Origin of the sequence: Fibrobacter sp. UWB12 (assembly GCF_900142485.1) — a bacterium.
In the GTDB taxonomy this organism is placed as follows: Bacteria; Fibrobacterota; Fibrobacteria; order Fibrobacterales; family Fibrobacteraceae; genus Fibrobacter.
The window spans coordinates 84,910-111,043 of record NZ_FRAZ01000009.1 but is presented as its reverse complement, the minus strand read 5'-3'; the positions used below and the strand labels follow the sequence as shown (position 1 = coordinate 111,043).

Sequence of the window (26,134 nt, the reverse complement as noted above, 5' to 3'; positions counted from 1 at the left end):
ATATAGCGCAAAATGATCCGTAATTTTTCAACAATCATTTCGTTAGCAATTGCAGTTCACGCAGCAACATTCGATGGTGTCACCGAGCCCATCGCTCAAGCTAAAATCGGATTCACCGTATCCGGCAAAGTCGACAGTATTTGGGTAAAAGAAGGCGCAATCGTCCACAAGGGCGACACATTGATGAACCTCGTAAAGACCGAAGAGGAATTACGCGTTAGCATCACGAAAATTGCGGCAGAAGACAATTCCAACGTAGCGTCCGCCAAAGCAAAGATGGACACCTACGAAAAGGATATGCAGGTCACCAAAAAGCTTTTTGAGACATCTACTTCTATCAGCGCCGAACAGGTCTGGGAAAAAGAGATGAACTACAAGGTCACAAAAGCCGAATGGGAAGCCGCAAGGATTGCCAAAGCGAAGGATTCTCTCGAATACAGCATGGCGCGCGCGCAATTGGAAAAGCAATACCTTATAGCGCCTTTTGATGGCGAAATCGTAGCCATTTCTAAGAATCCAAGCGAAAGTGTCGAAGCGCTGGAGCCCATCATCGAGATAGCCGATGTGCGCACCTGCCGCATGACCGCCTACATCATTGTAAGCAAGGCCAGTTCGCTCAAGGTCGGGCAAGATGTAAGTCTGCAGCTCAACAGCGGCAAGATTCGCAACAAGAAAGGCAAAATCGAATTTATCTCCCCCGTTGTTGATAAAGCAAGCCTTTTGCGTACCGTAAAAGTCGTTTTCGAAAACTCCGACAAATCTGTCGAGCCGGGTGTAACCGGAAAGATTTTTGTTAAATGATCGGGGCTCGCACCACATTGTTCTCGCAATCAGTAAGGCAGTTTTTCGCCATACTGTTCTTTGTGTTTTTTACCGTTTTTGCGCAAGCACAAGATTCAACGGAAGTTCTGGATTCGATACAGCAAACCCAAGTGCCGCAGGTTCTAGACACAACCGTACAAATTCCAGATTCAATTGCGCAACCACCGCAAGTTTCGGATTCCATTACTCAGCAGCCACAAAAGCCGATTGCACAGGCAGAAGAGACCTTGGAATCGCAGCCATTACAGCAACAGGATTCCGAACAAATTGAAGAAACTTTACAGCAAGAAAATGCGGCCCTCTTGTCGAACGATTCGCTTTTCATCGACTTTAGCGAAGCCATCGACATCATCATTGCCAACAATATCGACATTCAAGAAGCAAAATACAATTGGATTGCCCAAAGCGAAGCTGCCACCGGAAGCTACGGCGAATTCGAGCCGCACTTGACTGCACGCGCTTTCAGCGAAAAAGGCGATGCTCCCAACACGCTATTTTCCGAAACCCGCAACGAATACAAGGTTGGCGTTCAAGGCAAGGCCCCAACCGGAACCGAATACAACATCGGTTTTAACCAAACGAGTTACACGCACAGCGAATACACTTCGGAACTTTATTTTGGCGGAGAACTCAGGCAACATGTGCTGAAGGGCGGCCCATTATTTTATGCATCGTTCAACAATCAACGTGCTGCAAAAATTCAAAAGGAGCTGGCGCTCCAGAAATACCGCGAAACTTTAAGCGGGATTCTTGAAAAGTTCTGCGAAACGTACTGGGAATTTTATTTTTCGCAACAGACATTGCTCTTTGCAGAAAAATCATCGGCAGTGGCAAAAGAAATTGTAGAAGATGCCCGCAAGCGCTATGAATTGGGAATGCTCTCGCAGCTTGATTACCAAAAAGCCGTTGCAGAATATTCCGACCGCGAAAGCGCTCGCCTCGATGCTTTGGACAAGCTGCGCAACGCAAGGCTCGCTTTGTTATTGATATTATCTTCACAAGAATTGGTAAGGGACCCGCGCCCCATCGCCATTACGCCAAATCTAGAGCTGGATTCAACAGCCATTCTCGATTCTTTGACGTTTATCGATTCCATCAGCATTCTACACCCCTCTTACCTTGCGCAACACGCCGAAGTCGATTTGCGCACAACAGCATTGGACAAAAGCAAGAATAACTTTTTACCCTCTGTCGACCTCATCGGAAATTACGGCATCCGCAGCCGCGACAAAAATGCAGAAGTCGCCCGCAGCAAGTTCAAAAACAAGAACAACAGGCAAAGCGTATTTGCATACGGCATCGAAATTGACGTGCCCTTATTTGCAAACCTTGATGAGCGCCACCAAATCGCATCGAACAAAGCTAGCGTTCGCGCTGCACGTTCTAGGCTAGCACTCATACAGAACCAACTTTACGAAGAATACCGCATACTACAGCAAAGAGCAACAGAGCTCCGTAACCAATGGCAACTGAGCAAAACCGCAGTCGCCTACCATGAAAAGGAACTCAAAGAAGAGTTCAAAAAAATGGAACTCGGCAAAAGTAACTATCACCTTATTTTCGACATGGAAGATGACCTCCGTCAGGCACAACAGCGTCACCTCGAATGTATGAAGCTTTTACGAGTCATAGACATCCGTCTTGTCCGCGCTACAGGCAAACTACTAATGCAAAACGGTTTTGAATCTTGGAAAGACGGAAAAATTACGCTTCGCAAGGAACTGCTCCATGACTAACGCTAAATTTAAAATGGATCCGAGCGAAATCGTTACCGCTCTGCAATACGCGCTAAAGTCGTCAAACACAAAAAACGACCAGCTGACGACTGTATTTGACATAGTCCAAAAAGTTTTAGAAAAAGATAAATTCAAGCAAGCTGCACTCACACTCGTCAGCGAAATTGCCGACCGTAATAGAGCAGAACGAGTGAGCATCGGTTGGCTCAAGCACGATTATATTGTCCTTAAGGCAATAAGCCACACAGACCATTTCGAGAAAAAGATGCAAATCGTGCGCGACCTCGAAGGCGCCATGGAAGAAGCCTACGAGCAAGACGCATCTATACTCTACCCGCCCCCCGAAAACAACCTGCTTGCCACGCGCATGCACGAAGCATACAGCCAGACATACAATGCCCCCTATATGCTTTCTGTACCGGTTCGTCACGGTGACGACATTATTGGTATTATTACTTGCGAACGAAAAGGCGTCCCATTTACCGATGATAATGCAACACAGATTCATTTGGCTGCAAGCCTCTGTAGCGCAAGGCTTATGGAGCTTTATAGCAAAAGCAGCTGGTTTGGTGCAAGAATGGCCCGCAGCATGCGAAAGGGGCTCGGAAAACTTTTAGGGTACGAACATACATGGGCAAAATTTTTCTCGATTATCGGGATTGCCTTTATTCTTTTCGCTACACTATACCCGCTCGAATACAAAGTAAGCTCCCCTGCTATTTTAAAAACAGATAAAATAATTTATCTAACCGCGCCATTTGACGGTTACATCGACAGTGTCTACGTAAAGCCGGGTGATGTCGTGTACAAAGGCCAAGAGATTCTCCGACTTGATCAAGAAGAGCTCAAGCTCGAAGAAGCCGACTTGCTCGCCCAAGAGCAAGACAACCGTCGAGAAATTCAAAAGGCCCAGGCGAGCCGAGAACTAGCCGAGATGCGCATCCAACAGGCAAGACTCGCACAGACTCTTGCAAAACTCAAAACTGTTCGTTACAAACTTTCCAAGGCAATTGTCCGTGCCACCGCCGATAGCGCCATCATTGTCGAAGGCGACTTGCAAAAGAAAATCGGTGCTCCGGTCAATCAAGGCGCAGAACTGTTCCAAATGGCATCCATCGAGAACATCTACGTAGAATCGGACGTAAGTGAACTTGAAATCGGAAACATTCCAAGCGATGGCGAAGGCTTGCTAGCCATCAAGAGCCGCCCGGATTTCGTTTACCGATTCAAAACGGAGCGAATCAGCCCGACCGCAACCGTCAAGGATCAAGAAAACACCTTCCCCGTGCGCGGAGAATTTGTAAACAAGGTTCCAAGCTGGTTCCGCCCTGGCATGACAGGCATTTCTAAAATCTACGCCGGCAAAAAAACACTTTGGTGGATTCTATCGCACCAAGCAATCGACTATCTGCGACTCAAGCTTTGGTGGTAAGAAATTTACGCTTTCGCTAGTCGTGCCGCACATTCGCGGGCGTCGCGGAGGATTTCTTCTTCCCCATCGACGTGGCGGCCACACATCACGAACTTGCCGTTACACATCACAGAATCAATTGCGCTAGAATTTGCTGAATAGACCCAGTTGCTATATACATTATAGCATGGCACCATGCGTTCGTTGTTCAAGTCAATCAGCAAGCAATCCGCGAGATAGCCTTCTGCAATGCGGCCAGCATTGATTCCAAAGAACTGCGCGACATTGCATGTAGCCATCTTGAGAGCTTCTTCGGCAGGGAGCGTTTCTGCAGTTCCGAGATACTTCGCGAGGAGTGCAATCGTCTTCATTTCTTCTTGCATGTCGAGATTGTTGTTCGACGAATCTCCATCCGTGCCAAGGCCAAGTTTCATGCCGTCCTTGAGCATTTCGGCAACCTGCGGAATACCGCTATTCAACTTCATGTTGGAACACGGATTCAGAATTGCGGTTGCACCTGATTCCGCAAAAATCTTGCGGTCAGAAGCCGTGAAATGCGTGCAGTGCGCCGCCGAAAAATTCGAATTCAAGCCGCCAAGGCGCTTCCAAAATTCCACAGGAGTACAGCCGAACTGTTCCATGCAATTCTTAATTTCGGTCATCGTTTCGGACAAATGCGTGTGAATCTTGTAATTCTCGGCATGAGCAAGTTCAATCAGTTCAGCAGTTTTCTCCTCGCCCACCGTGTAAATTGCATGCGGCATTACCACGAGCTGCACACGTTCCGATTCGCCCGTGTGATTCTTCAAGAAATCAACATTCGCCGCCCAAGCTTCTGGCGACATCAGCGGTTCCGCAAACGTAACGCCAATTGCCGCACGGATTCCCATCTCTTCGACAACGCGCATCGTCTGTTCACGATGCCAATACATGTCCGTAAAAAATACCGTTCCCGACTTGATCATTTCGAGAACTGCAAGGCGGCTGCCAACAGTGATATCGTCAGGCGTGAGTTTCGCTTCTGTCGGCCAAATGTATTCGTTGAGCCATTTGTGGAGTTCCATGTCATCGGCAAAACCGCGCAACAAGCTCATCGCCGCATGCGTATGGCCGTTATAGAACGCGGGCATAATTGCAAAATGCGAACAATCGACAATTTCAGCGTCTTCGTAATCAGCAGGTTCCAGCGGACGCGTGACCTTTTCAAAGAGATTACCGACAATCAAGATGTCGCGCTTTGCGCCATCAAAAAAAACATTTTTTAAAACAGTCTTTTTGTCCATTACAATTTTCCCCTAATTTTACAATTTGCCACGCCCTGTCATTCTGGAGGCACGAAGTGCCGATAGAAACCATTATTTTTCGTTATACAATTGCGACGGGATCCATACTAACAAAGTTTACTTAGCGTTCTTCGAGAAGTTTCTTCACAGAAAATGCAAACTCCTGCAAGCTCGGGTCTCTTGCGCCCATCAGCAAAATCGTATCACCCGGCTCTGCATATTCTAGCATTTTCTTGGCGCACTCGTTGCGGTCTTCAATGTAAATCGCTTCGCAACCCTTAAGAATCAAGTCATCTGCGAGGTCGCCTGCGCTAATGTCACGCGTGACCGTTCCACCAGCGTAATAGATTTCGCTGAAGAACATCACATCGTTCTTGCGGTCAAAATCCATGTCCATCGGGCGAAGCGTTTTGGCGATAAAGTCCACCAAGTCCTTGCGCAAGAATCGCGTCGGACCAAAACCGTGCGGCTGGAACCAAGCAATCACGCGGCCTTCGGTAAAGTCTTGGGCACTCTTGATGCTTGCGGCAATTTTTGCCGGATTGTGAGCAAAGTCATCAACAAGCGTGATACCATTGAACGTTCCAAGAATCTGGTGACGGCGGAACACGCCCGGGAAAGACGAAAGCGCGTCGGCACATGTGTGGAGCGAAACGCCCGCGCGGAGCGCGGCAGCAGTCGCAGCCAAGGCGTTTTCCATATTGTGCTTGCCCGGCAGCGGAATTTCGAACTTCACAAGTTCATTGCCATGGCGCACGCGGAACTGGATATGCGTTCCAACCGACTTAAAATCAATTCCCTGAACGCTTACATAGCTTTCATAGCCGAAGTCAAATTCACGGCCTGCGCTGAACTTCTTTGCAAGCGGATGCGCATCGTTCACAATCAAGATGTGCCCTGCGCTCAAAACATTCTGGCTAAACTTCAAGAAAATTTGTTCGAGTTCGGAGATTTCCTTGTGGTCTTTGTCGATGTTCAAAATGACGCCGATTTCCGGTTCATAGCGAACAAGCGTTCCATCGCTTTCATCGACTTCAGCAACGAGCCATTCACCCTTGCCACTCACGGCGTTACCAATCTTGCCCTGAGCTTGCAAATTCACGAGACCAGCCCCCGTCATCACAGACGGTTGGAGACCAGCGTAATCCAGAATGTGGTAAACCATTGCGGTCACCGTCGATTTTCCGCTCGTGCCGCTAATCGCAATCGTGCGCGCTTCCTTGGAAATTTTCGCGAGCATTTCGCTGCGGTGCATCACCGGAACGCCAAGTTCCTTTGCTCGTTTCAAATCGGGATTCGTATCTTCGATAGCGGTGCTCACCACGACTGCGGTAAGACCTTCGACAACACCGGAACCATCCTGCGCAAAGCACTTGATTCCGCAATCTTCGAGTTGGCTCATGACAAGCGGTTTCTCGGCATTTCCGTTCAGGAACTCGCCGAACTGACGGTCGCTACCGCTCACAGCAACGCCCTTGCCCACCAAATACTGCGCGATGGCACTCATGCCCACGCCCGCAACACCGATAAAGAAGTAAGAATTAGTCATTGGTCAATAGTTATTAGTCATTGGTTTTTAGTCATACATCAAAAGCCGTCACTCTGGAGCATCGAAGATGCGATAGAGTCCATACACATTTTCATAGATTCTTCGACTCCGCTACGCTTCGCTCAGAATGACACGTTTTTCATTTATTCCAACAGTTCCGGATCGATTGTAGGTTCGTAACCAGGTTCCACGAAATCTTCCGAGGCGATTCCCTTGCGGCGAGCGGCCTTCATCTGCTTGATGAGCTTGCGTTCAGCAGCAACGGCACGGCGCTTTGCAGCTGTCTGAGCCTTTTCAGCAAGGCGCTGGGCGCGTGTTTTGCGCTCCTTCACCGGAGCGGCTTCATCCGGAGAGATTTCAAGCGGTTCTGCATATTCGTCAAATTCTTCATCTTCGTCAAAGCGAATCTGCGCATCGAAATCGCGGAAGCCTTCATCTTCGTCATACACAGGCGCCGATGCCGGACATTCCTTCTTCAAGAGCTTGAGCACATTTGCAAACGGTTCTTCCATCGGAACCTTAAACGTGAGCTTCTTGTTCGTGCGCGGATGGATGAGTTCAATTTTCACGGCCTGCAAAAGCTGCGCCGGAGCAATTTCAAGTACCTTCTCGGCCACCGGCTTCATCAAAGGCGGCACGCGGTTCAAGCTTTCATCGCGACCATCGTAAAGCGGATCGCCAACGACCGGATGGCCCGTGTAACGGCTATGCACACGAATCTGGTGCGTACGTCCCGATTCCAATTGCAATTCCAAAAGCGTTGCAATCGCAAAGAACTGCTTCGCAACATAATGCGTACGGCTTTCCTTACCGTCCTTCACCACCGCCATCTTGAGACGGTTCTTCGGGTTACGACCAATCGGAGCGTCAATCGTTCCTTCGAGGTCACGCGGGCAACCCCATACAAGCGCATTATACGTGCGATGGAGCGTGCGCGTTTCGAGCTGGTGCGCCAAATGCCTGTGTGCGGCATCGTTTTTCGCGACCACCATAAGCCCCGGCGTATCCTTGTCCAGACGGTGGACAATACCCGGACGGAGCGGACCGTTCACGGTCGAAAGATTTTCCTTGAAGTGGTACAGGAGAGCTGCGGCAAGCGTTCCCTTGCTCACGCCATTACCCGGATGCACCACCAAATTGCGCGGCTTGTTGATGACCACGATATCGTCATCTTCGTAAACGATGTTCAGTGGAATATCTTCGGGTTCAAGCGTCGAAGATTCCTTCTCGATCATCTTTTCAACGACAACCGCCATCCCCGATTCAACGCGGAAGTTCTTGGATACTTTACCACCGCCGACCTTGACTTCGCCCGCTTCAATCAGCTTCTGCACGTCTGTGCGGGAAACATTTTCCATAACGCCGACAAGAAACTTGTCGATACGTTCACCATTATGTTTTTCTTCTACGATATAATTCATTTTTAGGGATTTGGTTTTAGGTGGTTAGGTAATAGGAATTAGCGATTAGGTTTTAAGATATACCGCGTTTTAAAAGGTCATTAGTAGTTAGTCATTAGTTATTAGTTGAATAATCAAGCTTAAAAAAACTAATGACCATTGACCAATGACTATTGACTAAGTCTTAGCTTCCTTCTCCGCGTCTTTTTCTTCCTTAATTTGCTTATGCAACTTACGCAAAATCACGGGAGACAAAATCACAAGAGCAACACCGACCGTCACGAACGAGTCCGCCACGTTGAACGTCGGGAAACGGGTCATGATAAAATCTGGAAAATCGCAGTCGATAAAGTCCACCACCATCTGCATACGCATGCGGTCAATGAAGTTTCCGACAGCACCGCCGAGAATCATTACCACGCCCAAACGGCTCAAATAATCGCGCTTGTCGATGGACTTGTAGAACCAAACCAGCGCCACAGCTGCAATAATCGAAATCAACAAAAAGAACAGCCAAGGCGGCAAGAACGGCATCAAGTCTTGCGGACGGCTACTGAACGCAGCGCCCTTGTTGTACACAAGCTGGAAACGCACCAAGTTACCAATCACAGGAATTTTCTCGTAAGTAAAATTCCCTGCTTCGTCAGTAAAACGCGCGACCGCCCACAGTTTCGTCAACTGGTCTGCAACAATGCTAAAAACAATCACCGCCACATGGAACGGCCACTTATTATAAAACTTTTCCATATTATCCTTTGATTTTCTTATAAGCTTCATCAATCCACTTGTCCGAATAGAAGTGCATCGACGTTTCCTTCACAATCCGCTTCACGGTATCGCGAGTGATTTTTACCTTCTTGTCCGAAGAGAACACCGACACGCCATCCCCGATCAAGCTCAAGTTCTCTGCAGCCATAAAGAGCGGCCAAAGGCAGAAGAGCCTCGTGCGCATTTTGATGTTCGGGATGAGTTTCGTGTACGCAATTGCATCGTCTAGATGATGCCAAGCCTTTTCGACAAGTTCCGCAAGCACCGCACCGCATTTTTGAGCGTCAGCACCTGCTGCAAACAGTTCACTCGGATGCGCAAAGCCATGACGCTTGCAAATTTCTTCAGGGATAAAGCACACGCGGCGTCCAGAATCTTCGACGCAGTCCTTCACGATGTTCGTAACTTGCAAAGCAAGCCCAAAGCTCACATCAAGCTTCGAAAGTTCCGCCTCGCGTTCCGCATTGATAAAGCACGTGTCCGCCGAGAATAGCTTGGTCAAAAGCTTACCGACAATGCCTGCAACATAGTAGCAGTATTCGTCAAGTTCGCCCACATTCGCAAGCGTAAACCAGCCCGACGAAAGCGCAGCTTCCTGACGGAGCGCAAACTTCGCCATGCCACCGCACATTTCAATCACCACGTCGCAAACCGGTTTCTGGTAGTTCTTAGGAAGCGACTTCAAAAGCGGCACCACAACTTCGGACTTCGAGCAAAGATCCTTGTTCGGGTCTTCAGAGCCATGCCAGGATTCCGGAAGCGCAGCTACGAACGTACGGATTTTTTCGGTCTCGAGTTCGCCCGTCTTGAACACATCGGCAAACAGCGCAAGCATGCGGTCCTTTTCAGTCGCCTTCATGTCCGGGTCATCTTCGACCGTATCGGCAATGCGCAAATAAAGGTACGCAAGCAAAATACTGCGGTGCAACTTGCCGCGCAAAACCTGGATGTTCAACGCAAACGTACGCGACACCAACTGCAAGATATCTTCGGCAAACTTCCACGCCGCCTTGCCTTCGAGAACCTTCTCGCCCACATCTAAAGAATCCAATTTATCAATCATATGAGCTAGTACACCTCAAACATTTCCGGGGGAACTTTCTTGGACACAGCCATCGCCTTGACATACCGCCAAAAACGGTGATGATCCTCAGCATTGCGGAGCTTATGCGCAAAGCTTAAACCAGCACGATCCCGCACATTTTCTTCCGACATCGAAATTCCCTTGCGCTGAATCTCGTAATTCACCCAGCGATACTCCAAATAAAACGCCGACTGGAACAAGTCCGTAACCTTAACTTCAGTTCTGCGTTTCATCAAATGCGCAGCCCAAACAAAAAGAATCAACGACAAAAATCCATAATAAGAATTGCGTCCAAGTCCAAACTTTTGCAAAGACCATACGACAGCCACAGCCGTCGCCACCGAGGCCACAACAGTAAAGACCACATCAAAAAAACGCAGAAAATTCACACGTCCCGGATGCTTGACATAACCTTCCAAAACGTATGCCCATTTTTCACCCCGATTCAACTGTTTTTTCATAAATACAGTGTACGAGACATTCCTAAACCAAAAATGGAGCCCAGCCCAAAGAAAAACGGGGGTCCAAAAGCAATAATCCACAAGAGTATTCAAATCCATCGTAAAAAAAATAGAAATTTTGCGAATTTTCAAGGCTTTGCGTAAGGCCTTAAAAGTCCGATACTCTACGTTAATTTTCGTTTACAAATAAGTAAGAAAATTTTTAGGTTTATTTCTCAATCTATCTATCAACATCCCGAAGAATTAGCTAAATTATTACGCCTAGTTGTTGATAGATTATTTATTAATCGGATGAGGATTGAAGAATGCAGGTTGAATGGGAAAGATGCTTGAACTACCTCCATGGAATGCTGTCGGATACGGTATTCAAGACATATTTTGCACAGACCAAGCTCGTAAGCCAGACCCCAGGGCACGCCGTCATCGCTGTGCCTCCCGGACTTGATGTCAAAGTCTATGCCGCTTACAAAGATCTCATCCGTCTCGCATGGAAAGATGTTTCGCACGACGAAGCTCCTGTAGAATTCGAATTCCAGCCGCAAGACGTGTACCAGCCGCAAGCAAGCGCTTCGGAAAATTCTTTCCGCGAATTTATCAAGCCGAGCGTTCCGCTTTCGGGCAGTTTCCGTTTCGAAAATTTCGTCCCGGGCGACAAAGCCCAACTTGCATTCAACGCAGCACTCGCTGTAGCAAGGAATCCGGACGGAACGCAATACAACCCGCTATTTATCTATGGTTCGTCAGGCCTTGGAAAAACGCACTTGCTACAATCCATCGGTAACTACATTCTCGAAGAAGATCCGACCAAGCGCGTCATTTACCTCACGTCCGAAGATTTTTCACAGCAGTACATGAAGTGCCTGCAAGAAAAGCGCATCACGGAAATGTCCGATTTCTACCGCAACGAAGTAGACATTCTCTTGATTGATGATATCCAGAACTGGACAGGCAAGTACGAAACGCAAAACGAATTTTTCTTGATTTTTAATGCGCTCCATCAGGCAGGCAAGCAGATAGTGCTTACCTCTGACGCCCCCGCTGCCGAAGTCAAGAACCTCTCCGACCGCCTCGTGAGCCGCTTCTCCTGGGGCTTAACGGTCGATATCCAGCCGCCTGACGTCGAAACGCGCGAAGCCATTCTCCACAAGAAGGCCGAAGAACGTCACCTTGAAATCAGCGACGAAGTCATCCGTTACCTCGCTGAAAATATCGCTAGCAATGTGCGCTGCCTCGAAAGCGCCATCATCAAGCTCACGCTCCAGTCGAGCCTCATGAGCCACGATATCGACATGAACATCGCACAGAAGGTCGTCACCGAAATCGCCCCGACACTCCGCCGCCGCGTAAGCCTTGACGCCGTGCTCCACGCCGTATCGCAGCACTACGAAGTTCCAGAAACCAAGCTCATCGAACCGGGCCGCGGCACCAAGGAAATTTCGAAGGCACGTCAAGTCGCCATGTTCCTCATGCGCGAGCTCTCCCCCATCAGCTTGCAGAGCATCGGTTCCCGCTTTGGCGGCAAGGACCACTCCACCGTCGTGCACGCCATCAAGAGCGTCAAGAAAGAGATGGAAACCGATCCGAGTTTTGCTCGCTTGATCGAAAGCCTCAAGAACACCATCCACGACTAGGATCTAGAATGTAAAGGCGAGGGCGCAGTGCGACATTTTACAGCAATCGTTTTCTGCGCACTGTTTTTAATCGCCTGTTGCGAGCCGAATCCGGCTTTTTTCGCAGAAGAAAATTTTGGACTTCACACCACCATTTTAAGCGATAGCACAGGTCGAATCCTATCCACCGACCTTTATCTCGATTATCCGGCAGATTCCTTCTTGACCGAATTCGAAATTGGCGATATCGTAACTGTAGCAATTGTCGGCTACGACACCCTTGAAATGCCTGTCGTAGAATCAACCAACGATGTGCCCATCGCAGGCTTTTCGCTTTCAGCCGTAAGCGGTTCACAGTACCTAGTTCTAGCAATCCATTACGGCGAACCCGCAGACGTCCTTAAAATAACCGATGCAAAAACACCCATAGAAGTCATCGTGACTCTTAAAGACAAAGGCGGTTATCTATTCGGCCTTGATATCATGCGCCATGCACAATACATGTCCGCCTACGTAGAAAGCTACCCGGATCTTTCAATTGAAGAATTTGCAAATTTCCGCGAAGTCCGCACCACAGGCATGGGGACAAACAAACTCTACCGTTCATCAAGTCCCATCAATTTATCGCTCGGTCGCTACCTCTATGTCGATTCGCTTGCGAAAGAAGCTGGCATCGCCACATTTATCAATTTAACAGACACCGAAAATGGCGCCAAATCTTACAAGGGCTTTGAGAGCACCTATTACTCGACGCAAGATGCCGTCTTTTTATCGATGCCTGTAGAATTCTTTTCTACGCCTTTCCAAGAAGGGCTCGTAAAAGGATTCCGCTACATGATTGAACATGAAGCACCCTATTTAGTACATTGCACCTACGGCATGGACCGCACCGGTTTTACGATTGCTGTTCTGGAAGCGCTGATGGGCGCCACCGTCGAAGAAATCCAGGCTGACTATGCAAAGACATTTACCAATTACTTCAGTGTCTTCGATAGCAAGCAAGTCGCCTTGAACGAAGATCAAGTCAAATTTTTCAAGGATGTTGTTCTAAGAAATCTGCGAGCGGTCTATCACGCCGAAGGCATTGACGTTCCCAACACAGGCAATACGGACTGGGCACTCGCTACAGAAAAATATTTGCAAAAACTCGGAATGACTTCGGAAGAAATTTCCGCGTTAAAAGAAAAGTTAAAGTAAATTAATCCAAATAAAGTCTATTTCCAAGCAATTGTAACGGCCGCACCGATATGTTTACCGTTTAGCGTGATATCATCATCGTTTTGTTCACGGTTAGCATCAACACGGAATCCATCAACCTCACCTGTACCACCAGCAAAGCCACCCGCCACCTTTATTGAAAAGCCAACCCAAAAGCGTTCTGAAGCCTTCCAGAGTTTTCCAACATCAAATTCGACAAACGTTTCTGAATCCCCGTAATTCATCCCATATTTGTTCCAAGCTTTCTTATTGCCAAACAGAGGAACTCCTTTTAATGTCGCCCCAATAAAAATGCCATTAAAAGGATTCTGTTCGTTTATAATGGGATACCACTTGAGACCAAATCCCCAATAAGCTCTAAACCTTATATCACTCTCAGAAAATTCTTCACTGTCACGCGAATAAATCTTATAACGATGTTCACCGGCAGACCAAAAACAGCCAAAGCTCAAATACAAGGCAACCCGTCTTGCAAAACCGATACCAATCTTAGAATCAAGCAGAGGACCGCCCCCTTCAAAAGAATAGATATCGTAATAAAGGTCCTTGTCATAAACCATTTCATCACGTTCTAAGTCATGATAATAGTTTGTCTTTGATTTGGTCTTGTAATCCATTACCGAATACATTCCGCCAACGGAAAGTTCAAAATACGGATGAAGAATCTGGAGGAATTTTCGGTCCTGCGGCGAAACTTCAAATAAACCCGCCACAGAATACGCCACTAAGCAAAAAATCAGTACGGCAATGCGCTTCATCATTCCTCCTTGACATTGAGGACGGCATAGTTCACGAACTTACCGCAAGCAGTATCTTCAGGAGCAAGGAACGTCTCAAGCGAATAATCGCCGCTGACCTTTCTTTCATCAAATTCAGCTATGTAGAACTTTACTTCATCCACAAATCCACTGGAATCCGTCTTTGTTTTAACCATGTATGTGGGCAAATCAACTTTCTTGTCACCGCAGAAAAAACTAATAGCAATGGTAAAATCGAAGCTTTTGCCAGCATGCTCCTTACCATAGCAATAATCAGCGAAAAAGAAACTGGCATCCCCGCCATTTTCAGAGGTACGGCTATATTTGGTAGCAATCAGCGAATCATTGCTGTAGACTCGCATTTCTAACGAATCCACGCTAGAAGGCTTAAGTGCTTTAACATACCCAGGATTGTAATCATAATCATACGCAGGATCACAAGCCATGTAGCAGCAACAAAGCCACACGTAAGTAAGCAAACACAATTTTATAGACACTCTCATACTCATAAATATAAACTATAAAAAGAAAAAGCCCACCGAAAAATTTAACGGTAGACTTTTTACAATCGCAAATCAAGCGATTTCAATTTTTCATTAAATATTACTTTTCAGTTTCTTCACGAATAACTTCATAGAACATATCCGCCGCCTTTGCACGAATATCTTCTTCAAGCGCATCAATATCGCGAGCCTTCGAATTAAAACTCGCAATCAACTTGTTATTGGAAGTTCGATAAAGTTCAACAGAGATTGTCAAATTTTTTCCAAACGTTCCGATTCTCGCCTGCGAGACATAATCGGCACTGATATTTTTTCCAGTTTCAACAATGCAAGACCCTTCGCACTCCTCAAGAGATTTATCCGGCGGGAGCATTTCAATAATATTCTCACGGGTCATAATGGTAACATTCAGTTTCGAATACAAAGCTCGAACCGCTTCTTCTCTCAACACGTTTGTTATAAACTGGGCTTCATTATACTTAAGGACACCACCAGAAGCCGATTCAAGAACGGCAACAAAAATCGGACGAGATGATATTTTCTTTTTTGGCTGCGGTGTTACAGTCTGCTCAATTTTTTTGTTTGCACTTTTTTCAGACTTAACGTTACTGGCAACATCAGCAGGTTCGCCCCAAGGATCAACCGTCGGTTTTGTATCATCAAACGTTGGGGCCGGGCAATAGGTTGGCTCATAAGAATAATATGTATAATAACCACCAATAGCATCTACAAGAACAAACGGCCAGAACATAATATCCAATGCCAACATACCGCCTCTAAATCGCGATGCATAGCACTGGGCCAATTTAGGATTGCTCACCCGCAAAAAATTATACTCGGATTTCGTAAGATTCGGCGAGCTTACGGAAAAGACCATTGCGCAAGATTCGAAAATCGAACAACTTAAAAACAGCACAACAATTGTGATGAAACTTTTCAAAAATCTACGCAAAATTTTCTTCTCCTGTTAGCGTCAAAAAAGAACACACTTCGTAAAATAAAAAAAGTTCCCCTTTGCTTAACACAAAGAGGAACAAATCCTACCAATTACAGGCAATGAGCGCGGAGGTCTTCGTCGCTCAGAGTGCTGAGGTATGCAGGCGGAACGTCGAGAACAGTCTTGCAACCGATCTGGCCGTTAGCCTTCATACGCAGCGCTGCGCGGGCGTAAGCCACAAGAACGCTCGTCGTGAATTCCGGGTTGGAATCGAGCTTGAGGCTGTATTCGATCACGTGAGTGTGTTCCTTGTTCATGCCGGTCTTGCCGGTACGAATCACGAAACCACCGTGAGCGAGGCCGCTGTGGTTCTTGTTGAATTCTTCTTCGCTGATGAAGTTGACGGTAGTGTCGTATTCATCGAAGTAGTTCGGCATCGTCTTGATGGCGTTTTCGATGTATGCCTTGTCAGCACCTTCTTCGGCAACCACGTAAACGAGACGGGTGTGCTTCTGGCGAGTGGTGAGTTCCGGCATAGAACCGCTACGCACGGCTTCGAGAGCAGATTCCACTGGGCAGGTGTACTGCTTAGCATTCTTCACACCCTTAATGCGGCGGACTGCGTCACTGTGGCCCTGAGAAACACCCTTGCCCCAGAACGTGTAGTCCTTGCCTTCCGGAAGAATGGACTGAGCATACACGCGGTTCAAGCTGAACATACCCGGGTCCCAACCGACAGAAATCATAGCAATCTTGCCGGCAGCCTTGGCAGCAGCGTCAACAGCAGCGAAGTGCTGCGGAATCTTGGCATGCGTGTCGAAGGAGTCAATCACGTTGAACATAGAAGCGTACTTCGGGGTGAGTACCGGCAGGTCCGTAGCAGAGCCACCGCAAATGATGAGCACGTCCACCTTGTCCTTCCATGCTTCCATTTCAGAGACGTTCAACACCGGAACACCAGCCGTCTGGATCTTGACCGTCGACGGATCGCGACGAGTGAAAACAGCGACGAGTTCCATATCCGGAGCCTGCTTCACGGCGCATTCCACACCGCGACCGAGGTTACCGTAACCGAGAATAGCAATCTTTGCCATAAGACAATCCTTGTTAAAATTTTTTGCGTGGAAAATATAGGAAAGTCAGAAGTCGGAAATCAGGAGCTAAAAGCATTTTCATGTAAAATCAATAGGCAAAAAGAAAGCGCACCCAAGCCGGGTGCGTTCTCCAATTTTCGTGTTAGAAAGTCCGCGCATTTCGTACAGCAATGCAGCAATTTTCATGCAACAATGCCGCGCGGCCTACTAGCAATTAGTCGAGCGTGTGGACCAAGAGTCCGTCGCGGAGCTTCGGTTCAAACCAAGTGCTCTTCGGCGGCATGATTTCGCCAGCGTCGGCAATGCTCATGAGCTGATCGAGCGTGGTCGGGTACATGGCAAAGGCGCAAGCGCATTCACCGCTATCGACGCGCTTTACGAGTTCGCCGAGACCACGGATGCCACCGACAAAGTCGATGCGTTTGGAAGTACGCGGATCGTCAATATCGAAGAGCGGTTTCAACACGAGCTTCTGGAGGAGTGCCACGTCGAGGCTGTCGACCGGGCCCAAGTTCTTGAGGAACTTGTCCTTGAACGTGCAAGCATACCACTTGCCACCCATGTAGAAGTTCACCTGGTTCTGCTTGCTCGGGCTCTGCATGCTCGGCAATTCTTCGATGTCGAACACAAGCTTCATTTCTTCCATGAGCTGTTCCGGCGTGCGACCGTTCAAGTCCTTAAGTACGCGGTTGTAGTCCAAAATCTTGAGCTGGGTGCTCGGGAAGAGGATAGCGAGGTAACGGTTGTATTCTTCGTTGCCCGTGTTCTTCGGATTCTGTTCGGCACGGTAGCTGGCGGCACGAGCACCAGCAGCACTGCGGTGGTGACCGTCAGCGATGTAGCTCACCGGAATTTCTTCGAAGGACTTGCGGATAGCTTCGATTTCAGCGTCATCGTCGATGACCCAAACCGTGTGGCCAAAGCCGTCGCCCTTGCTCACGAAGTCGTAAACAGGCTTGCGCTTGGTCACTGCACCGAAGATATCGAACTGGCCGTTGTCGCGATAAGTGAGGAACACCGGACCTGTATTGGCGTTCGTAGCGAGCACATGGCGCAAACGGTCTTCTTCCTTGTCAGCGCGGGTAAGTTCGTGCTTCTTGATGGTGCCGTTGAAGTAGTCGGCAGCCGGAACGCAGCACACAAGACCGTACTGTTCACGACCGTTCATCGTCTGGCGATAAACGTAGAGGCACGGCTTCGGGTCGAAAGCGATCACGCCGTCTTCGATCATCTTGTCGAGATTTTCACGAGCGTGGGCATAAACCTTCGGATCGTATGCATCGACAGAATCCGGAAGTTCGAGTTCGGCACGTGTCACGCGCAAGTAGGAGTGCGGAAGGCCCTCAGCCATAGCCTTGGCTTCGGCGCGATTCATCACGTCGTAAGGGAGCGCAGAAATAGTCTCAGCTTCAGCCGGGTTCACCGGACGCAAAGCCTTGAACGGATAAATGTGCATCATAGGTTTCTTTCCTTTGTGTGCTTCTTTGATTAAAACTTCGTCTTCGGCAATCAAGTTATGGATATAACCCGTCTTTGCCGCAATCCATTTTTTCTTCCTGTAACTTACGATGAAATAAGCTAGAAAAAAGAAGATGGCGCCGCCAATAGCCGCGACAATTGTAATGCCAATCATGAACGCCAACAGGTGGTCTGCAGCGTCATTCCACAAATGACTGATAACGGTTGTGAAATTTTTGAACGAAAGTCCCTGGAATTCTTCAAGAAAATCAAACTTAATCGCCTCGGGATGGACAATCTTGCACCCGAGCATATAACCCGTCGGGTAGAAAAATCCGAACTGAGTCAGCGGGTTTGCCACAAACGACGAAACAATTCCCGGAACCTTCGGAAGACGGAACAAGGCACAGAACGCAACCGTCAAAATAATGGCGACACCAATCGTCGGCCAAATGCCAATAAAGACACCCGCCGCGACAGACCATGCTACCTGAATCGCATCTTGCCTGCGAGGGAACATCCTGTTATAGTAGATGCGGCTCAATCGCTTGTATTTGGGTTCTGTCGTCCTCTTTCTTTTTACCATATCACCTCTTAAATAACCGAGCCAAAGATAGTAAATATAGACGAAGGACCAAAGACTAGAGACGAGAGTAAAGCCTTTGTTCTACAAAAGGGGGAAGACTCCCCCTGATTGCAGCCCCGGCTTACATTGTCACCCCGGCCACCGTGCCGGGGTCACCTTTCCCCATTACAATAAAAACGCCGGGTCTTCCATCACCCCCTCGAACGGGGCTTCAATCGCCAGCCCCGTAACGCCCCGGCTACAAGTCCTTCAGACAACGCACTGAAAACCCGTTGTTCGGGTGGTCGTAGCTCAGGGTCGCATAATCGCTACCGTAGCTCAAATACATGCGGTAGGCGACGTTGGCAGCGAGCTGCGAGGCACTCCAGAATCCGGCGTAGCCACCATCGTTTAAGAATTCGACGTTGTCGCCATCGACTTTCCTGCTGCCGGCAGGAAGCGCAGAAAAGCCATACGCATCTGTTCCATTACCACGATTATACCAACCTGTCTGCGACTTGAGGAACTTGCCGGCAGTTGATTCTTCACCCACTGCTGTAAACAAAGTGTTCCATTCAGCACGAGTCGGCAGGTGCCAGCCTTCAGGACAAATGCCCTGAACTAAGATCGTTGTGCCGCGCAAAGCGAGGCCGCATTCCTTGCCATAACCGCAGTCCTGTGGGTTGTCGGCATCAGTTGCAAGTTTCACCGAGTCAATGGCCGCAGCCCAAGAATAAAGACGCCCCGCCACGGCACAGTTTTTAGGTTCATCATTGTAGCACCAGGACCAATCATATTTAGTATCGCCAGAACCACCCTGCCCTGGATCAAAGTTCAAGTTTTCGGCCATCCAGGTCTGGTCACCTATCTTTACGGTCTTGTAGGTTTGTCCGTCGCGGGAGTCAATCATGGTGCCATAGGCAATATCCGGATTGAAGCGACATTCTTTAGGAACATTCCAACTCCAGCCCGTTTCGCCTTCCAAAAGAGCCGAACAGTTCAATTCTACTGATGAACTGCTAGAAGGCTCTTTTTCACTGGAACTACTGGATTCTATCGTTCCTTCGGAACTCCAGGATGACGACGAAAGGGCGCTGCTGGATTCTTCGAGGCTATCGCCACTCAGAATGACGCTGGACGATGATTCAACTTTTGGGCTACTTGAAGAACTATGAATATCTTCGGAATCAGATAATCCATTGTCACTTGAAACGCTAGTACCGCCACAAGCCGCAAGCAAAAGCGCACTAGAGATTGCAGCAACAGCAACGCTCCCTCGCAACGACTTTTTTCCATCACACAAAGTTTTCATCAACGACATAGGCTCCCCTTATGCAAAAGATCTTTTCTTTCAAATATAATTTATTTGATTCTATTAGAGTAGCCTTGTTCCTGTGTCATCAGCATCCGTTAAATTTCTAAATTTCATCCCATGAAACACTTGATTTCGAAAGAAGGCTTTGAAAAATTCAAGGCAGAATGGGAATATCTCAAATACGTTGAACGCCCAGCAATGATCAACCAGGTGCAAGCCGCCGCTGCCGAAGGTGACCGCAGTGAAAACGCCGCCTACACTTACGGGCGCATGCGCGTGCGCGAAATTGACCGCCGCTTGCGTGAACTCGACCGCATTCTGGATGGCGCACAGATTGTCGAAAACGCCGCCACCAAGGACGGTTCCATCCGCTTTGGCGCCACTGTCAAGATGGTCGACAAGAAGACCAAGCGCGAAAAAGTTTACAGCATCGTCGGCGACAAGGAAATCGACCCGCTCCAGGGCCGCATCAGCATGAAGTCCCCCATCGGCGAAGCCTTGCAAGGCAAAAAAGCAGGCGACACCATCGAAGTCCAAGCCCCCCGCGGAAAGATTACGTACGAGATATTAGAGGTTAGTTACTAGTTATTAGTCATTGGTCAATAGTTTAAGTTAGGCACCAAAGGTGCGTTTTCTAAACCAAAACAAATAGCGATTGACCATAATCTAAATATTTAAGCCAGCTAATTTTCAAAATAATTCAACTAAAGACTATTGACTAACAACCAATGACCAACTTCATCGATACTCATTGCCATATTGATTCTTACGAGCGCCATGCAGGCGAATCCTTTGACGCGCTTTTAGAGAGATTCCAATCCGCAAGTTTCACGACCGAACGCAGTTCCGCTAAAGAAAAAGCGGCCGCATCCAAAATAGCACAGCCCGAAGCATTTATCCATGTCGCCTGCGACCCGGCAGACTTCGACCGCGCTCGCGAACTCAGCGAAAAGTATCCATTCATCTACTCCGCTTATGGCATTCACCCCGAATACGTCGAAACAGAGACCGCCGAAGACGAAGCACGAATGATGGAATTTTTGCAGCACCCCAAATGTGTTGCCTGCGGAGAATTCGGTCTCGATTACCATTACGGCGCCGAGACAAAGGCCGCACAAGTCAAACTCTTTGAACGCCATTTGCAACTTGGTATCGAAAGCGGCAAGCCTCTAGTACTCCACCTCCGCGAAGCCGATGAAGACGCCCTCGCCGTGCTCCGCACCGCGAGCCTCCACAACCGCAACGTTCACGTTCATTGCTTTACAGGCACGCCCGAATTCATCGAACAGCTCCTTCAGCTAGACGCAAACATCTTCGTCGGATTTACGGGAATTGTCACGTTCAACAACGCACAAAACGTCCGAGATGCAGCAGCGCTCGTACCGCTCGACCAAATACTCTTGGAGACCGACGCCCCTTACATGGCGCCCGTCCCCTTCCGCGGAAAGCCCTGCCACTCCGGCTACATCCCCTTTATCGCCGACAAGCTCGCCGAAATAAAAAACGTGACGGTAGAAGAACTCTACCATCACTGTCGTGAAAACACGAAAAAATGCTATGGAATTTAATTAGCACTTAGGCCTTAACGCCTTTAGCTTCTGTTTCCGTTTCGAACGTCGAGCCCATAATCGGGGCATTGTAATGTTCATGCATATACTCTAGCGCCATATCCGTATTGAGCGGCTTGCTAAAGTAGAATCCCTGAATCAAGTGGCATCCTTCACGATAAAGGAAGTCCAACTGTTCCTTGGTTTCAACACCTTCTGCAATGAGGTCCAAGTTCAAGGACTTTGCAATACCAATCACCATGCGTGCAAACGATGCATCTTCTTCGTTATCAGCCACATGATCCACAAAGTACTTGTCCATCTTGAGCGTATGCACCGGATAACGCTTCAAGTACGAAAGTGAACTGTAACCCGTTCCAAAGTCGTCAATCGAAATCTGGATGCCCATATTCGAAAGGGCTCGCATAATTTCAATCGTCTTGTCCGCTTCGCACATCGCCGTATATTCAGTAATTTCAAGCTTCAAGTTGCGCGGATTCAAGTTCGTCTCCGTCAGCACACGGCGCACATCATCAACCATGGAGTCCATCGAGAACTGCTTTGCCGAGAAGTTCACCGCCACTTGAATATCCTTGAATCCCATATCGACCCATTGCTTTGTCTGGCGGCAAGCCATGCGCAAAATAAGGGCACCCATCGGCACAATAAGGCCTGTTTCTTCGGCAATCGGGATAAATTCAGCAGGAGAAATAATACCACGTTCGGACTGGTTCCAACGCACAAGGGCTTCGAATCCCACGATCCTGTTACCCGCCTGAATATCAACAATCGGCTGGTACATAAGAACAAATTCTTGAGCCTGAATAGCTCTGCGAATTTCGAATTCGAGCTTATAAAGCTTCATCGCCTTTTCGCGAATACCACCGCTAAAAAACTGGATTCCGCCGTGGTTAATGCCTTTCTTCATATCGCGAAGGCTTGCGTTTGCATTAGCGAGGATATCTTCGACACAATCAACATCCTGATTTATAACGATTGACATCGAAACGCTAATATAAAGATCCTTGCCTTCCAAAAGAATCGGAGATTTTACTTTATTATGAATATTACGAACAAGAGGTATCAAATCGTCATTCGGGTCGCGGCTCTGGATATTGTGCAAGATAACCGCAAAAACGTCCGGTCCAATACGTGCAACGCAATCATCCGGGCGTGCAATAGATTTTAGGCGGTCTGCAATCGTACGGAGCACATTATCGCCAATATTGATGGAATAAGAAGCATTGATGGCACCAAAGCTATCGATATCCAAAAGCGCGACTGCAAAAACATAGTCCGGACGCTTGGCCGCAATATCGACATCCATCTTTAACTTTTCAAGGAAATACTTGCGGTTGAAAACGCCAGTAAGCGCATCTTGGTACACGTAATTATACCGTTCACGTTCTGCAGACTTGCTGTCCACAGCTTCCTTCAAAGAACCAATAACGCGAATCGGGCGACCCAAGTCACTGCACTGGACACGGCCGCTAATCACAAGTTTTGCATTTTTCTTAGATGCATCAAGCAATGTCAAATTGCAAGAGAATGTTCCAGAGTTCTGTAAAGCGGCATTCAGCTGTTCGCGGAAAGCGTTCCAATCACTTTCAATCACGCGCTTCTTCAACGGTTCAAAAGAATCTTCGAGTGTCGTACTTTCGGAAGCAAGCAACTTTGCAATGCGATTCGACCAGTAGACCTTCCCCGACGCCACATCAAACGTCCAAAAACCATCCGACGACACATCAATCATCATCTGGAACATTTCATCTTTTTCAAGAAGATCCTTTTTAAGATCGCGAATCGGTTCCACAACCTTAGGTTCTGGAATATCGACATCATTTCGCATTTTGTTGCTATCTACTGGGAATTTGTAAAATAGGGCGACATACGCTAAAAAAACAATCGCCAAGAAATATGGTATAAAATTATACGCGTGTTCAGCAAAATTCAGAATATCCGGGATAGATTCTGCAAACAGGAAACACGCCAACAACAGCGCAAAGCGCAATACCACATGTTCATCAAATAATCTCATGTCAACCCAATCTTTTATTTACACCTAAAATAAGTAGAATATTTACAAATAGAACAATGCGAAAGAATTTAGTAATGAATTGTTTACTCCAATTTCTAGTATTCCAAGTTGGAATAGGTAGTGTGTTAAACGACAAGGACACTTGCATGGCCAATATCGCAAGTGCCCCCAATTCCTGTATTTGAATATAGTCTAAAAAAAACAGAAAGTAAAAATTTTTTAGAAATTGATATTTTTGTGTTGTAAAAATCTAAATAAAATAACAACAAAATACGTTTAGAGCCAATAACTACGCGGATTTGTGATTCACATCACAAAATTTACATATGTAAAAAAGTTTCAGAGGCTCACCACTCCGAGACACCTTTTTTTTCACTTTTTAAAATTTCCGCACTCTTTTTTCCGTCTGATTTCCAGTCGAAGCAATACCAGAACATAATCAAAGAAAACTCAAGTGGAACACATCGTTTCGTAAATTTCAGTTTTCGTTAAACTAATCGTTACATTTTTATTATAAAAAAATGTTCACATTGTAACAAGCAGAATGCCAAAAAAGATATAATCCATCCTTACCTTTTTTACAGAAAGCAACAGCCTGTTTCTTGATTTCGCGATAGCGCGTTGGTATATTTGACTCCGTAATCGAACAAAGGAGAATCAATGACAACTCAAGATATTTTGAAGAATATTCGCGAAAAACACAACCTCACTCAAGATCAGATGGCAGAACGCATTCACGTGACTCGTCAGGCCGTTAGCCGCTGGGAAACCGGCGAAACGCAGCCGAACACCGAAATGCTCAAGGTTTTATCGAAGGAATTCAACGTTTCAATCAACACGTTGCTCGGTGCACCGCGCCAGCTCTTTTGCCAATGCTGCGGTATGCCGCTCGGTGATGATGCGATGATTAGCCGCGAAACGGACGGCAGTTTCAACGAAGATTACTGCAAATGGTGCTATGATGGAGGCAAATTCGCTTACACCAGCAAAGATTCACTGCTCGATTTTCTACTCTCGCACATGCCGAACCCCGAAAACACACCCGATGCAGAACGCCGAAAATTCTTCGATTCGCACCTTTCGCAACTGAAGCATTGGAGATAATTACAGTTTCTTTTTTGCTCAAGCCATCTCATTTTGAGATGGTTTTGTTATATTAAGGGCATGGAATGGAACGAAGAACAGCTAAAAGAACCGCGTTTAATTGATATACCCATCGCCCACGACCAGCGTGGCAACTTGAGCGTAGTCGAAGGCGGCGAGCTGATTCCTTTTGATATCAAGCGGTTGTATTACCTGTACGACGTTCCGGGGGGAACAACCCGCGGGGGCCACGCCCACCGTAAACTCCGCCAGCTAATAATTGCCGCAAGTGGCAGTTTTGACGTAATTCTAGACGACGGCAAGACGCGTTCCAAGTATTCGCTAAATCGTTCATACCACGGACTTTACATTCCAACAATGCACTGGCGCGAAATCGAGAATTTCTCTTCGGGTGCAGTTTGCATGGTACTCGCTTCCGAGCACTACGACAAATCCGATTACATCTATGAGTATGAGGATTTTGTGAAAGAAGCTACTTCTCGTATCTAGCGTTCACGCAAGCGGTTGCGCCGAAAGATTCCTTGTAATGGAGTAAATCTTCGTTCAAGAAGTTTCCTCCATTTTCGGTCGAAATACCCCATGAAAAATGTTCAAAGCCTTCTTCAGCCGCTTCGCGCAAAGCAAAGAGGTTCATGGGCGTGGTATGATGAAATTCGCTAAAACTTTCATCCGGTGAAATATATTGATCATGCAAGACATGAGTTCTATCGAAAATGAATTGCATCATGCCGCAAACATAACGGCCTTTGAAAAACAAGCCTCTAAAGCGCAAATTTTGCGGAATTCGCTTTTTAAGGTCAATGAGTTCTTCAGCGGAATGCACCGGTTTGGTATTGTGTTTTTCTTTTGAAATCACAAGGAACTTGTGGAACGTCCTTATGTCTTCGTCACTTTCGATAGCACGATATTCCCACTTTTCAGATTCCGGGAGCGCATCGATAAACTTTTGCGCGTAATTCCAAAGACGTCTTTGGTTGCGGTTGCAATTTTCAAACGGATCGACACCTTTCGAAAGCGAAGTTTGGCTACTGAGCTCTGTATGGCGCGTGTAGCCTAAATGTTCCAAAACGTATTCGAGCAAGTCCGGGCTTTCTTCGGCAAAAAGCGGCGGCGTTATCTTTAACGTGACGTGCTTAAAATTCGATGTTAAATACTGATCCGCTTCTTGAAGAATTTCAAAAAGCCTTGCGCCCGTGTAATACGATTTTGAAATAATGGGGCCGCCAAATGTCGAGCCCGCATGCGAAACAAACGTGCCGTCCTTGACAACGCCCGGGAAATACGCAACTATAGTTCCGCTTTTTTGAAGTGCAAAACTCGCATCGTTAAAGCGGCCTGCGGGATGATAGTTCAAAAAACGCCTAGTCTGCAAAAAGGTGCCATTCACCGATTCCGATTCCACGAAATGGTCAAATCGCAGGTCTAGTTCAGGGCTATAAGGCAAAATTTCGTACATATCACCTCCGGCGTAGT

23 protein-coding genes and 1 pseudogene are annotated in these 26,134 nt (G+C 47.5%); 9 read left to right on the top strand and 15 right to left on the bottom strand.

Going from position 1 to position 26,134, the window contains the following annotated elements:
* The first annotated feature begins 12 nt into the window (after positions 1–12).
* Genes BUA34_RS13635 through BUA34_RS13625 form a run of 3 tightly spaced genes read left to right on the top strand, consistent with a single transcriptional unit; the run spans position 13 to position 3,990 of the window.
* Positions 13–801: an efflux RND transporter periplasmic adaptor subunit gene (locus BUA34_RS13635; protein WP_072830526.1), complete on the top strand. Its 789-nt coding sequence runs from the start codon at positions 13–15 to the stop codon at positions 799–801.
* Positions 798–2,558, top strand: a complete 1,761-nt coding sequence (locus BUA34_RS13630) for a TolC family protein (protein WP_083579799.1) — start codon at positions 798–800, stop codon at positions 2,556–2,558. The genes BUA34_RS13635 and BUA34_RS13630 overlap by 4 nt, the downstream gene beginning before the upstream one ends.
* The gene (locus BUA34_RS13625; RefSeq protein ID WP_072830522.1) at positions 2,551–3,990 is read left to right on the top strand and encodes a GAF domain-containing protein; all 1,440 of its coding nucleotides are present in this window, start codon (positions 2,551–2,553) and stop codon (positions 3,988–3,990) included. Before BUA34_RS13630 ends, BUA34_RS13625 begins: the two co-directional genes overlap by 8 nt.
* A 5-nt stretch (positions 3,991–3,995) precedes the next feature.
* On the opposite strand, the gene BUA34_RS13620 is transcribed toward BUA34_RS13625, so the two are convergent.
* The 6 genes from BUA34_RS13620 to BUA34_RS13595 all read right to left on the bottom strand — a co-directional run bounded on the left by BUA34_RS13620 (position 3,996) and on the right by BUA34_RS13595 (position 10,514).
* On the bottom strand, positions 3,996–5,252 hold the full coding sequence (locus BUA34_RS13620; protein WP_072830520.1) for an amidohydrolase: 1,257 nt from the start codon (positions 5,250–5,252) through the stop codon (positions 3,996–3,998).
* Positions 5,253–5,373: 121 nt separating this feature from the next.
* Positions 5,374–6,801 carry a UDP-N-acetylmuramate--L-alanine ligase gene (murC, locus tag BUA34_RS13615; RefSeq protein WP_072830518.1) on the bottom strand — a complete coding sequence of 476 codons (1,428 nt, stop codon included), beginning with the start codon at positions 6,799–6,801 and terminating at the stop codon, positions 5,374–5,376.
* 143 nt (positions 6,802–6,944) lie between these two features.
* Positions 6,945–8,222: an RluA family pseudouridine synthase gene (locus BUA34_RS13610; protein WP_072830516.1), complete on the bottom strand. Its 1,278-nt coding sequence runs from the start codon at positions 8,220–8,222 to the stop codon at positions 6,945–6,947.
* A 156-nt stretch (positions 8,223–8,378) separates the two neighbouring features.
* Complete coding sequence (gene lspA, locus BUA34_RS13605) at positions 8,379–8,948, bottom strand: signal peptidase II (RefSeq protein WP_072830514.1); 570 nt, start codon at positions 8,946–8,948, stop codon at positions 8,379–8,381.
* 1 nt (position 8,949) lies between these two features.
* The gene (locus BUA34_RS13600; RefSeq protein ID WP_072830512.1) at positions 8,950–10,032 is read right to left on the bottom strand and encodes a squalene/phytoene synthase family protein; all 1,083 of its coding nucleotides are present in this window, start codon (positions 10,030–10,032) and stop codon (positions 8,950–8,952) included.
* 5 nt (positions 10,033–10,037) lie between these two features.
* Entirely contained in the window at positions 10,038–10,514 is a 477-nt protein-coding gene (locus BUA34_RS13595) for a hypothetical protein (RefSeq protein ID WP_254794487.1), read from the bottom strand.
* Positions 10,515–10,819: 305 nt separating this feature from the next.
* On the opposite strand from BUA34_RS13595, the gene dnaA reads away from it, so the two are divergent.
* Together dnaA and BUA34_RS13585 are read left to right on the top strand one after the other, a co-directional pair.
* Positions 10,820–12,145, top strand: a complete 1,326-nt coding sequence (dnaA, locus tag BUA34_RS13590; RefSeq protein ID WP_072830510.1) for a chromosomal replication initiator protein DnaA — start codon at positions 10,820–10,822, stop codon at positions 12,143–12,145.
* 27 nt (positions 12,146–12,172) lie between these two features.
* Entirely contained in the window at positions 12,173–13,321 is a 1,149-nt protein-coding gene (locus BUA34_RS13585) for a tyrosine-protein phosphatase (protein WP_072830508.1), read from the top strand.
* Between the two features lie 17 nt (positions 13,322–13,338).
* Here BUA34_RS13585 and BUA34_RS13580 read toward each other — a convergent pair whose 3' ends face one another.
* From BUA34_RS13580 to BUA34_RS13555, 7 genes and pseudogenes are all read right to left on the bottom strand, one after another.
* Entirely contained in the window at positions 13,339–14,103 is a 765-nt protein-coding gene (locus BUA34_RS13580; RefSeq protein WP_139255954.1) for a hypothetical protein, read from the bottom strand.
* The gene (locus BUA34_RS13575; protein WP_139255953.1) at positions 14,100–14,597 is read right to left on the bottom strand and encodes a hypothetical protein; all 498 of its coding nucleotides are present in this window, start codon (positions 14,595–14,597) and stop codon (positions 14,100–14,102) included. Before BUA34_RS13575 ends, BUA34_RS13580 begins: the two co-directional genes overlap by 4 nt.
* Positions 14,598–14,703: 106 nt before the next feature.
* Positions 14,704–15,372: a hypothetical protein gene (locus BUA34_RS13570; RefSeq protein ID WP_072830502.1), complete on the bottom strand. Its 669-nt coding sequence runs from the start codon at positions 15,370–15,372 to the stop codon at positions 14,704–14,706.
* Between the two features lie 278 nt (positions 15,373–15,650).
* Positions 15,651–16,634, bottom strand: a complete 984-nt coding sequence (locus BUA34_RS13565) for a diaminopimelate dehydrogenase (protein ID WP_072830500.1) — start codon at positions 16,632–16,634, stop codon at positions 15,651–15,653.
* 214 nt (positions 16,635–16,848) lie between these two features.
* Positions 16,849–18,093: a DUF1015 domain-containing protein gene (locus tag BUA34_RS13560; protein ID WP_371556176.1), complete on the bottom strand. Its 1,245-nt coding sequence runs from the start codon at positions 18,091–18,093 to the stop codon at positions 16,849–16,851.
* Between the two features lie 99 nt (positions 18,094–18,192).
* Positions 18,193–18,678, bottom strand: a pseudogene (locus tag BUA34_RS16295) (DUF2062 domain-containing protein); the annotation flags it as partial.
* A 238-nt stretch (positions 18,679–18,916) separates the two neighbouring features.
* Positions 18,917–19,978 (bottom strand): fibrobacter succinogenes major paralogous domain-containing protein, encoded by a 1,062-nt coding sequence (locus BUA34_RS13555; RefSeq protein WP_072830496.1) that lies wholly within the window; start codon positions 19,976–19,978, stop codon positions 18,917–18,919.
* 111 nt (positions 19,979–20,089) lie between these two features.
* Between BUA34_RS13555 and greA the strand changes: the two genes are divergently transcribed.
* On the top strand, positions 20,090–20,557 hold the full coding sequence (gene greA / locus BUA34_RS13550) for a transcription elongation factor GreA (protein WP_072830494.1): 468 nt from the start codon (positions 20,090–20,092) through the stop codon (positions 20,555–20,557).
* Between the two features lie 143 nt (positions 20,558–20,700).
* Positions 20,701–21,540 (top strand): TatD family hydrolase, encoded by an 840-nt coding sequence (locus tag BUA34_RS13545; protein ID WP_072830492.1) that lies wholly within the window; start codon positions 20,701–20,703, stop codon positions 21,538–21,540.
* Between the two features lie 7 nt (positions 21,541–21,547).
* Here BUA34_RS13545 and BUA34_RS13540 read toward each other — a convergent pair whose 3' ends face one another.
* Positions 21,548–23,557, bottom strand: coding sequence for a putative bifunctional diguanylate cyclase/phosphodiesterase (locus tag BUA34_RS13540; RefSeq protein WP_072830490.1), 2,010 nt, complete (start codon positions 23,555–23,557; stop codon positions 21,548–21,550).
* A gap of 660 nt (positions 23,558–24,217) precedes the next feature.
* On the opposite strand from BUA34_RS13540, the gene BUA34_RS13535 reads away from it, so the two are divergent.
* Together BUA34_RS13535 and BUA34_RS13530 are read left to right on the top strand one after the other, a co-directional pair.
* Positions 24,218–24,661, top strand: coding sequence for a zinc ribbon domain-containing protein (locus tag BUA34_RS13535; RefSeq protein ID WP_072830488.1), 444 nt, complete (start codon positions 24,218–24,220; stop codon positions 24,659–24,661).
* A 60-nt stretch (positions 24,662–24,721) separates the two neighbouring features.
* The gene (locus BUA34_RS13530) at positions 24,722–25,150 is read left to right on the top strand and encodes a sugar 3,4-ketoisomerase (protein WP_072830486.1); all 429 of its coding nucleotides are present in this window, start codon (positions 24,722–24,724) and stop codon (positions 25,148–25,150) included.
* Here BUA34_RS13530 and BUA34_RS13525 read toward each other — a convergent pair.
* The gene (locus BUA34_RS13525; RefSeq protein ID WP_072830484.1) at positions 25,134–26,117 is read right to left on the bottom strand and encodes a GNAT family N-acetyltransferase; all 984 of its coding nucleotides are present in this window, start codon (positions 26,115–26,117) and stop codon (positions 25,134–25,136) included. The two genes, BUA34_RS13530 and BUA34_RS13525, sit on opposite strands and share 17 nt — an antisense overlap.
* Positions 26,118–26,134: the final 17 nt, after the last annotated feature.

What these genes read in the sequence shown, in the direction of transcription:
- lspA (WP_072830514.1), bottom strand. Translation starts at nt 8,948, where the DNA reads ATGGAAAAGTTTTATAATAAGTGGCCGTTCCATGTGGCGGTGATTGTT.
- BUA34_RS13595 (WP_254794487.1), bottom strand. Translation starts at nt 10,514, where the DNA reads ATGAAAAAACAGTTGAATCGGGGTGAAAAATGGGCATACGTTTTGGAA.
- BUA34_RS13560 (WP_371556176.1), bottom strand. Translation starts at nt 18,093, where the DNA reads ATGATGCACATTTATCCGTTCAAGGCTTTGCGTCCGGTGAACCCGGCT.
- BUA34_RS13610 (WP_072830516.1), bottom strand. Translation starts at nt 8,222, where the DNA reads ATGAATTATATCGTAGAAGAAAAACATAATGGTGAACGTATCGACAAG.
- BUA34_RS13540 (WP_072830490.1), bottom strand. Translation starts at nt 23,557, where the DNA reads ATGAGATTATTTGATGAACATGTGGTATTGCGCTTTGCGCTGTTGTTG.
- BUA34_RS13620 (WP_072830520.1), bottom strand. Translation starts at nt 5,252, where the DNA reads ATGGACAAAAAGACTGTTTTAAAAAATGTTTTTTTTGATGGCGCAAAG.
- greA (WP_072830494.1), top strand. Translation starts at nt 20,090, where the DNA reads ATGAAACACTTGATTTCGAAAGAAGGCTTTGAAAAATTCAAGGCAGAA.
- BUA34_RS13580 (WP_139255954.1), bottom strand. Translation starts at nt 14,103, where the DNA reads ATGATGAAGCGCATTGCCGTACTGATTTTTTGCTTAGTGGCGTATTCT.
- BUA34_RS13545 (WP_072830492.1), top strand. Translation starts at nt 20,701, where the DNA reads ATGACCAACTTCATCGATACTCATTGCCATATTGATTCTTACGAGCGC.
- BUA34_RS13555 (WP_072830496.1), bottom strand. Translation starts at nt 19,978, where the DNA reads ATGTCGTTGATGAAAACTTTGTGTGATGGAAAAAAGTCGTTGCGAGGG.
- BUA34_RS13535 (WP_072830488.1), top strand. Translation starts at nt 24,218, where the DNA reads ATGACAACTCAAGATATTTTGAAGAATATTCGCGAAAAACACAACCTC.
- BUA34_RS13600 (WP_072830512.1), bottom strand. Translation starts at nt 10,032, where the DNA reads ATGATTGATAAATTGGATTCTTTAGATGTGGGCGAGAAGGTTCTCGAA.
- BUA34_RS13530 (WP_072830486.1), top strand. Translation starts at nt 24,722, where the DNA reads ATGGAATGGAACGAAGAACAGCTAAAAGAACCGCGTTTAATTGATATA.
- dnaA (WP_072830510.1), top strand. Translation starts at nt 10,820, where the DNA reads ATGCAGGTTGAATGGGAAAGATGCTTGAACTACCTCCATGGAATGCTG.
- BUA34_RS13570 (WP_072830502.1), bottom strand. Translation starts at nt 15,372, where the DNA reads ATGTTGGCATTGGATATTATGTTCTGGCCGTTTGTTCTTGTAGATGCT.
- murC (WP_072830518.1), bottom strand. Translation starts at nt 6,801, where the DNA reads ATGACTAATTCTTACTTCTTTATCGGTGTTGCGGGCGTGGGCATGAGT.
- BUA34_RS13525 (WP_072830484.1), bottom strand. Translation starts at nt 26,117, where the DNA reads ATGTACGAAATTTTGCCTTATAGCCCTGAACTAGACCTGCGATTTGAC.
- BUA34_RS13625 (WP_072830522.1), top strand. Translation starts at nt 2,551, where the DNA reads ATGACTAACGCTAAATTTAAAATGGATCCGAGCGAAATCGTTACCGCT.
- BUA34_RS13635 (WP_072830526.1), top strand. Translation starts at nt 13, where the DNA reads ATGATCCGTAATTTTTCAACAATCATTTCGTTAGCAATTGCAGTTCAC.
- BUA34_RS13630 (WP_083579799.1), top strand. Translation starts at nt 798, where the DNA reads ATGATCGGGGCTCGCACCACATTGTTCTCGCAATCAGTAAGGCAGTTT.
- BUA34_RS13565 (WP_072830500.1), bottom strand. Translation starts at nt 16,634, where the DNA reads ATGGCAAAGATTGCTATTCTCGGTTACGGTAACCTCGGTCGCGGTGTG.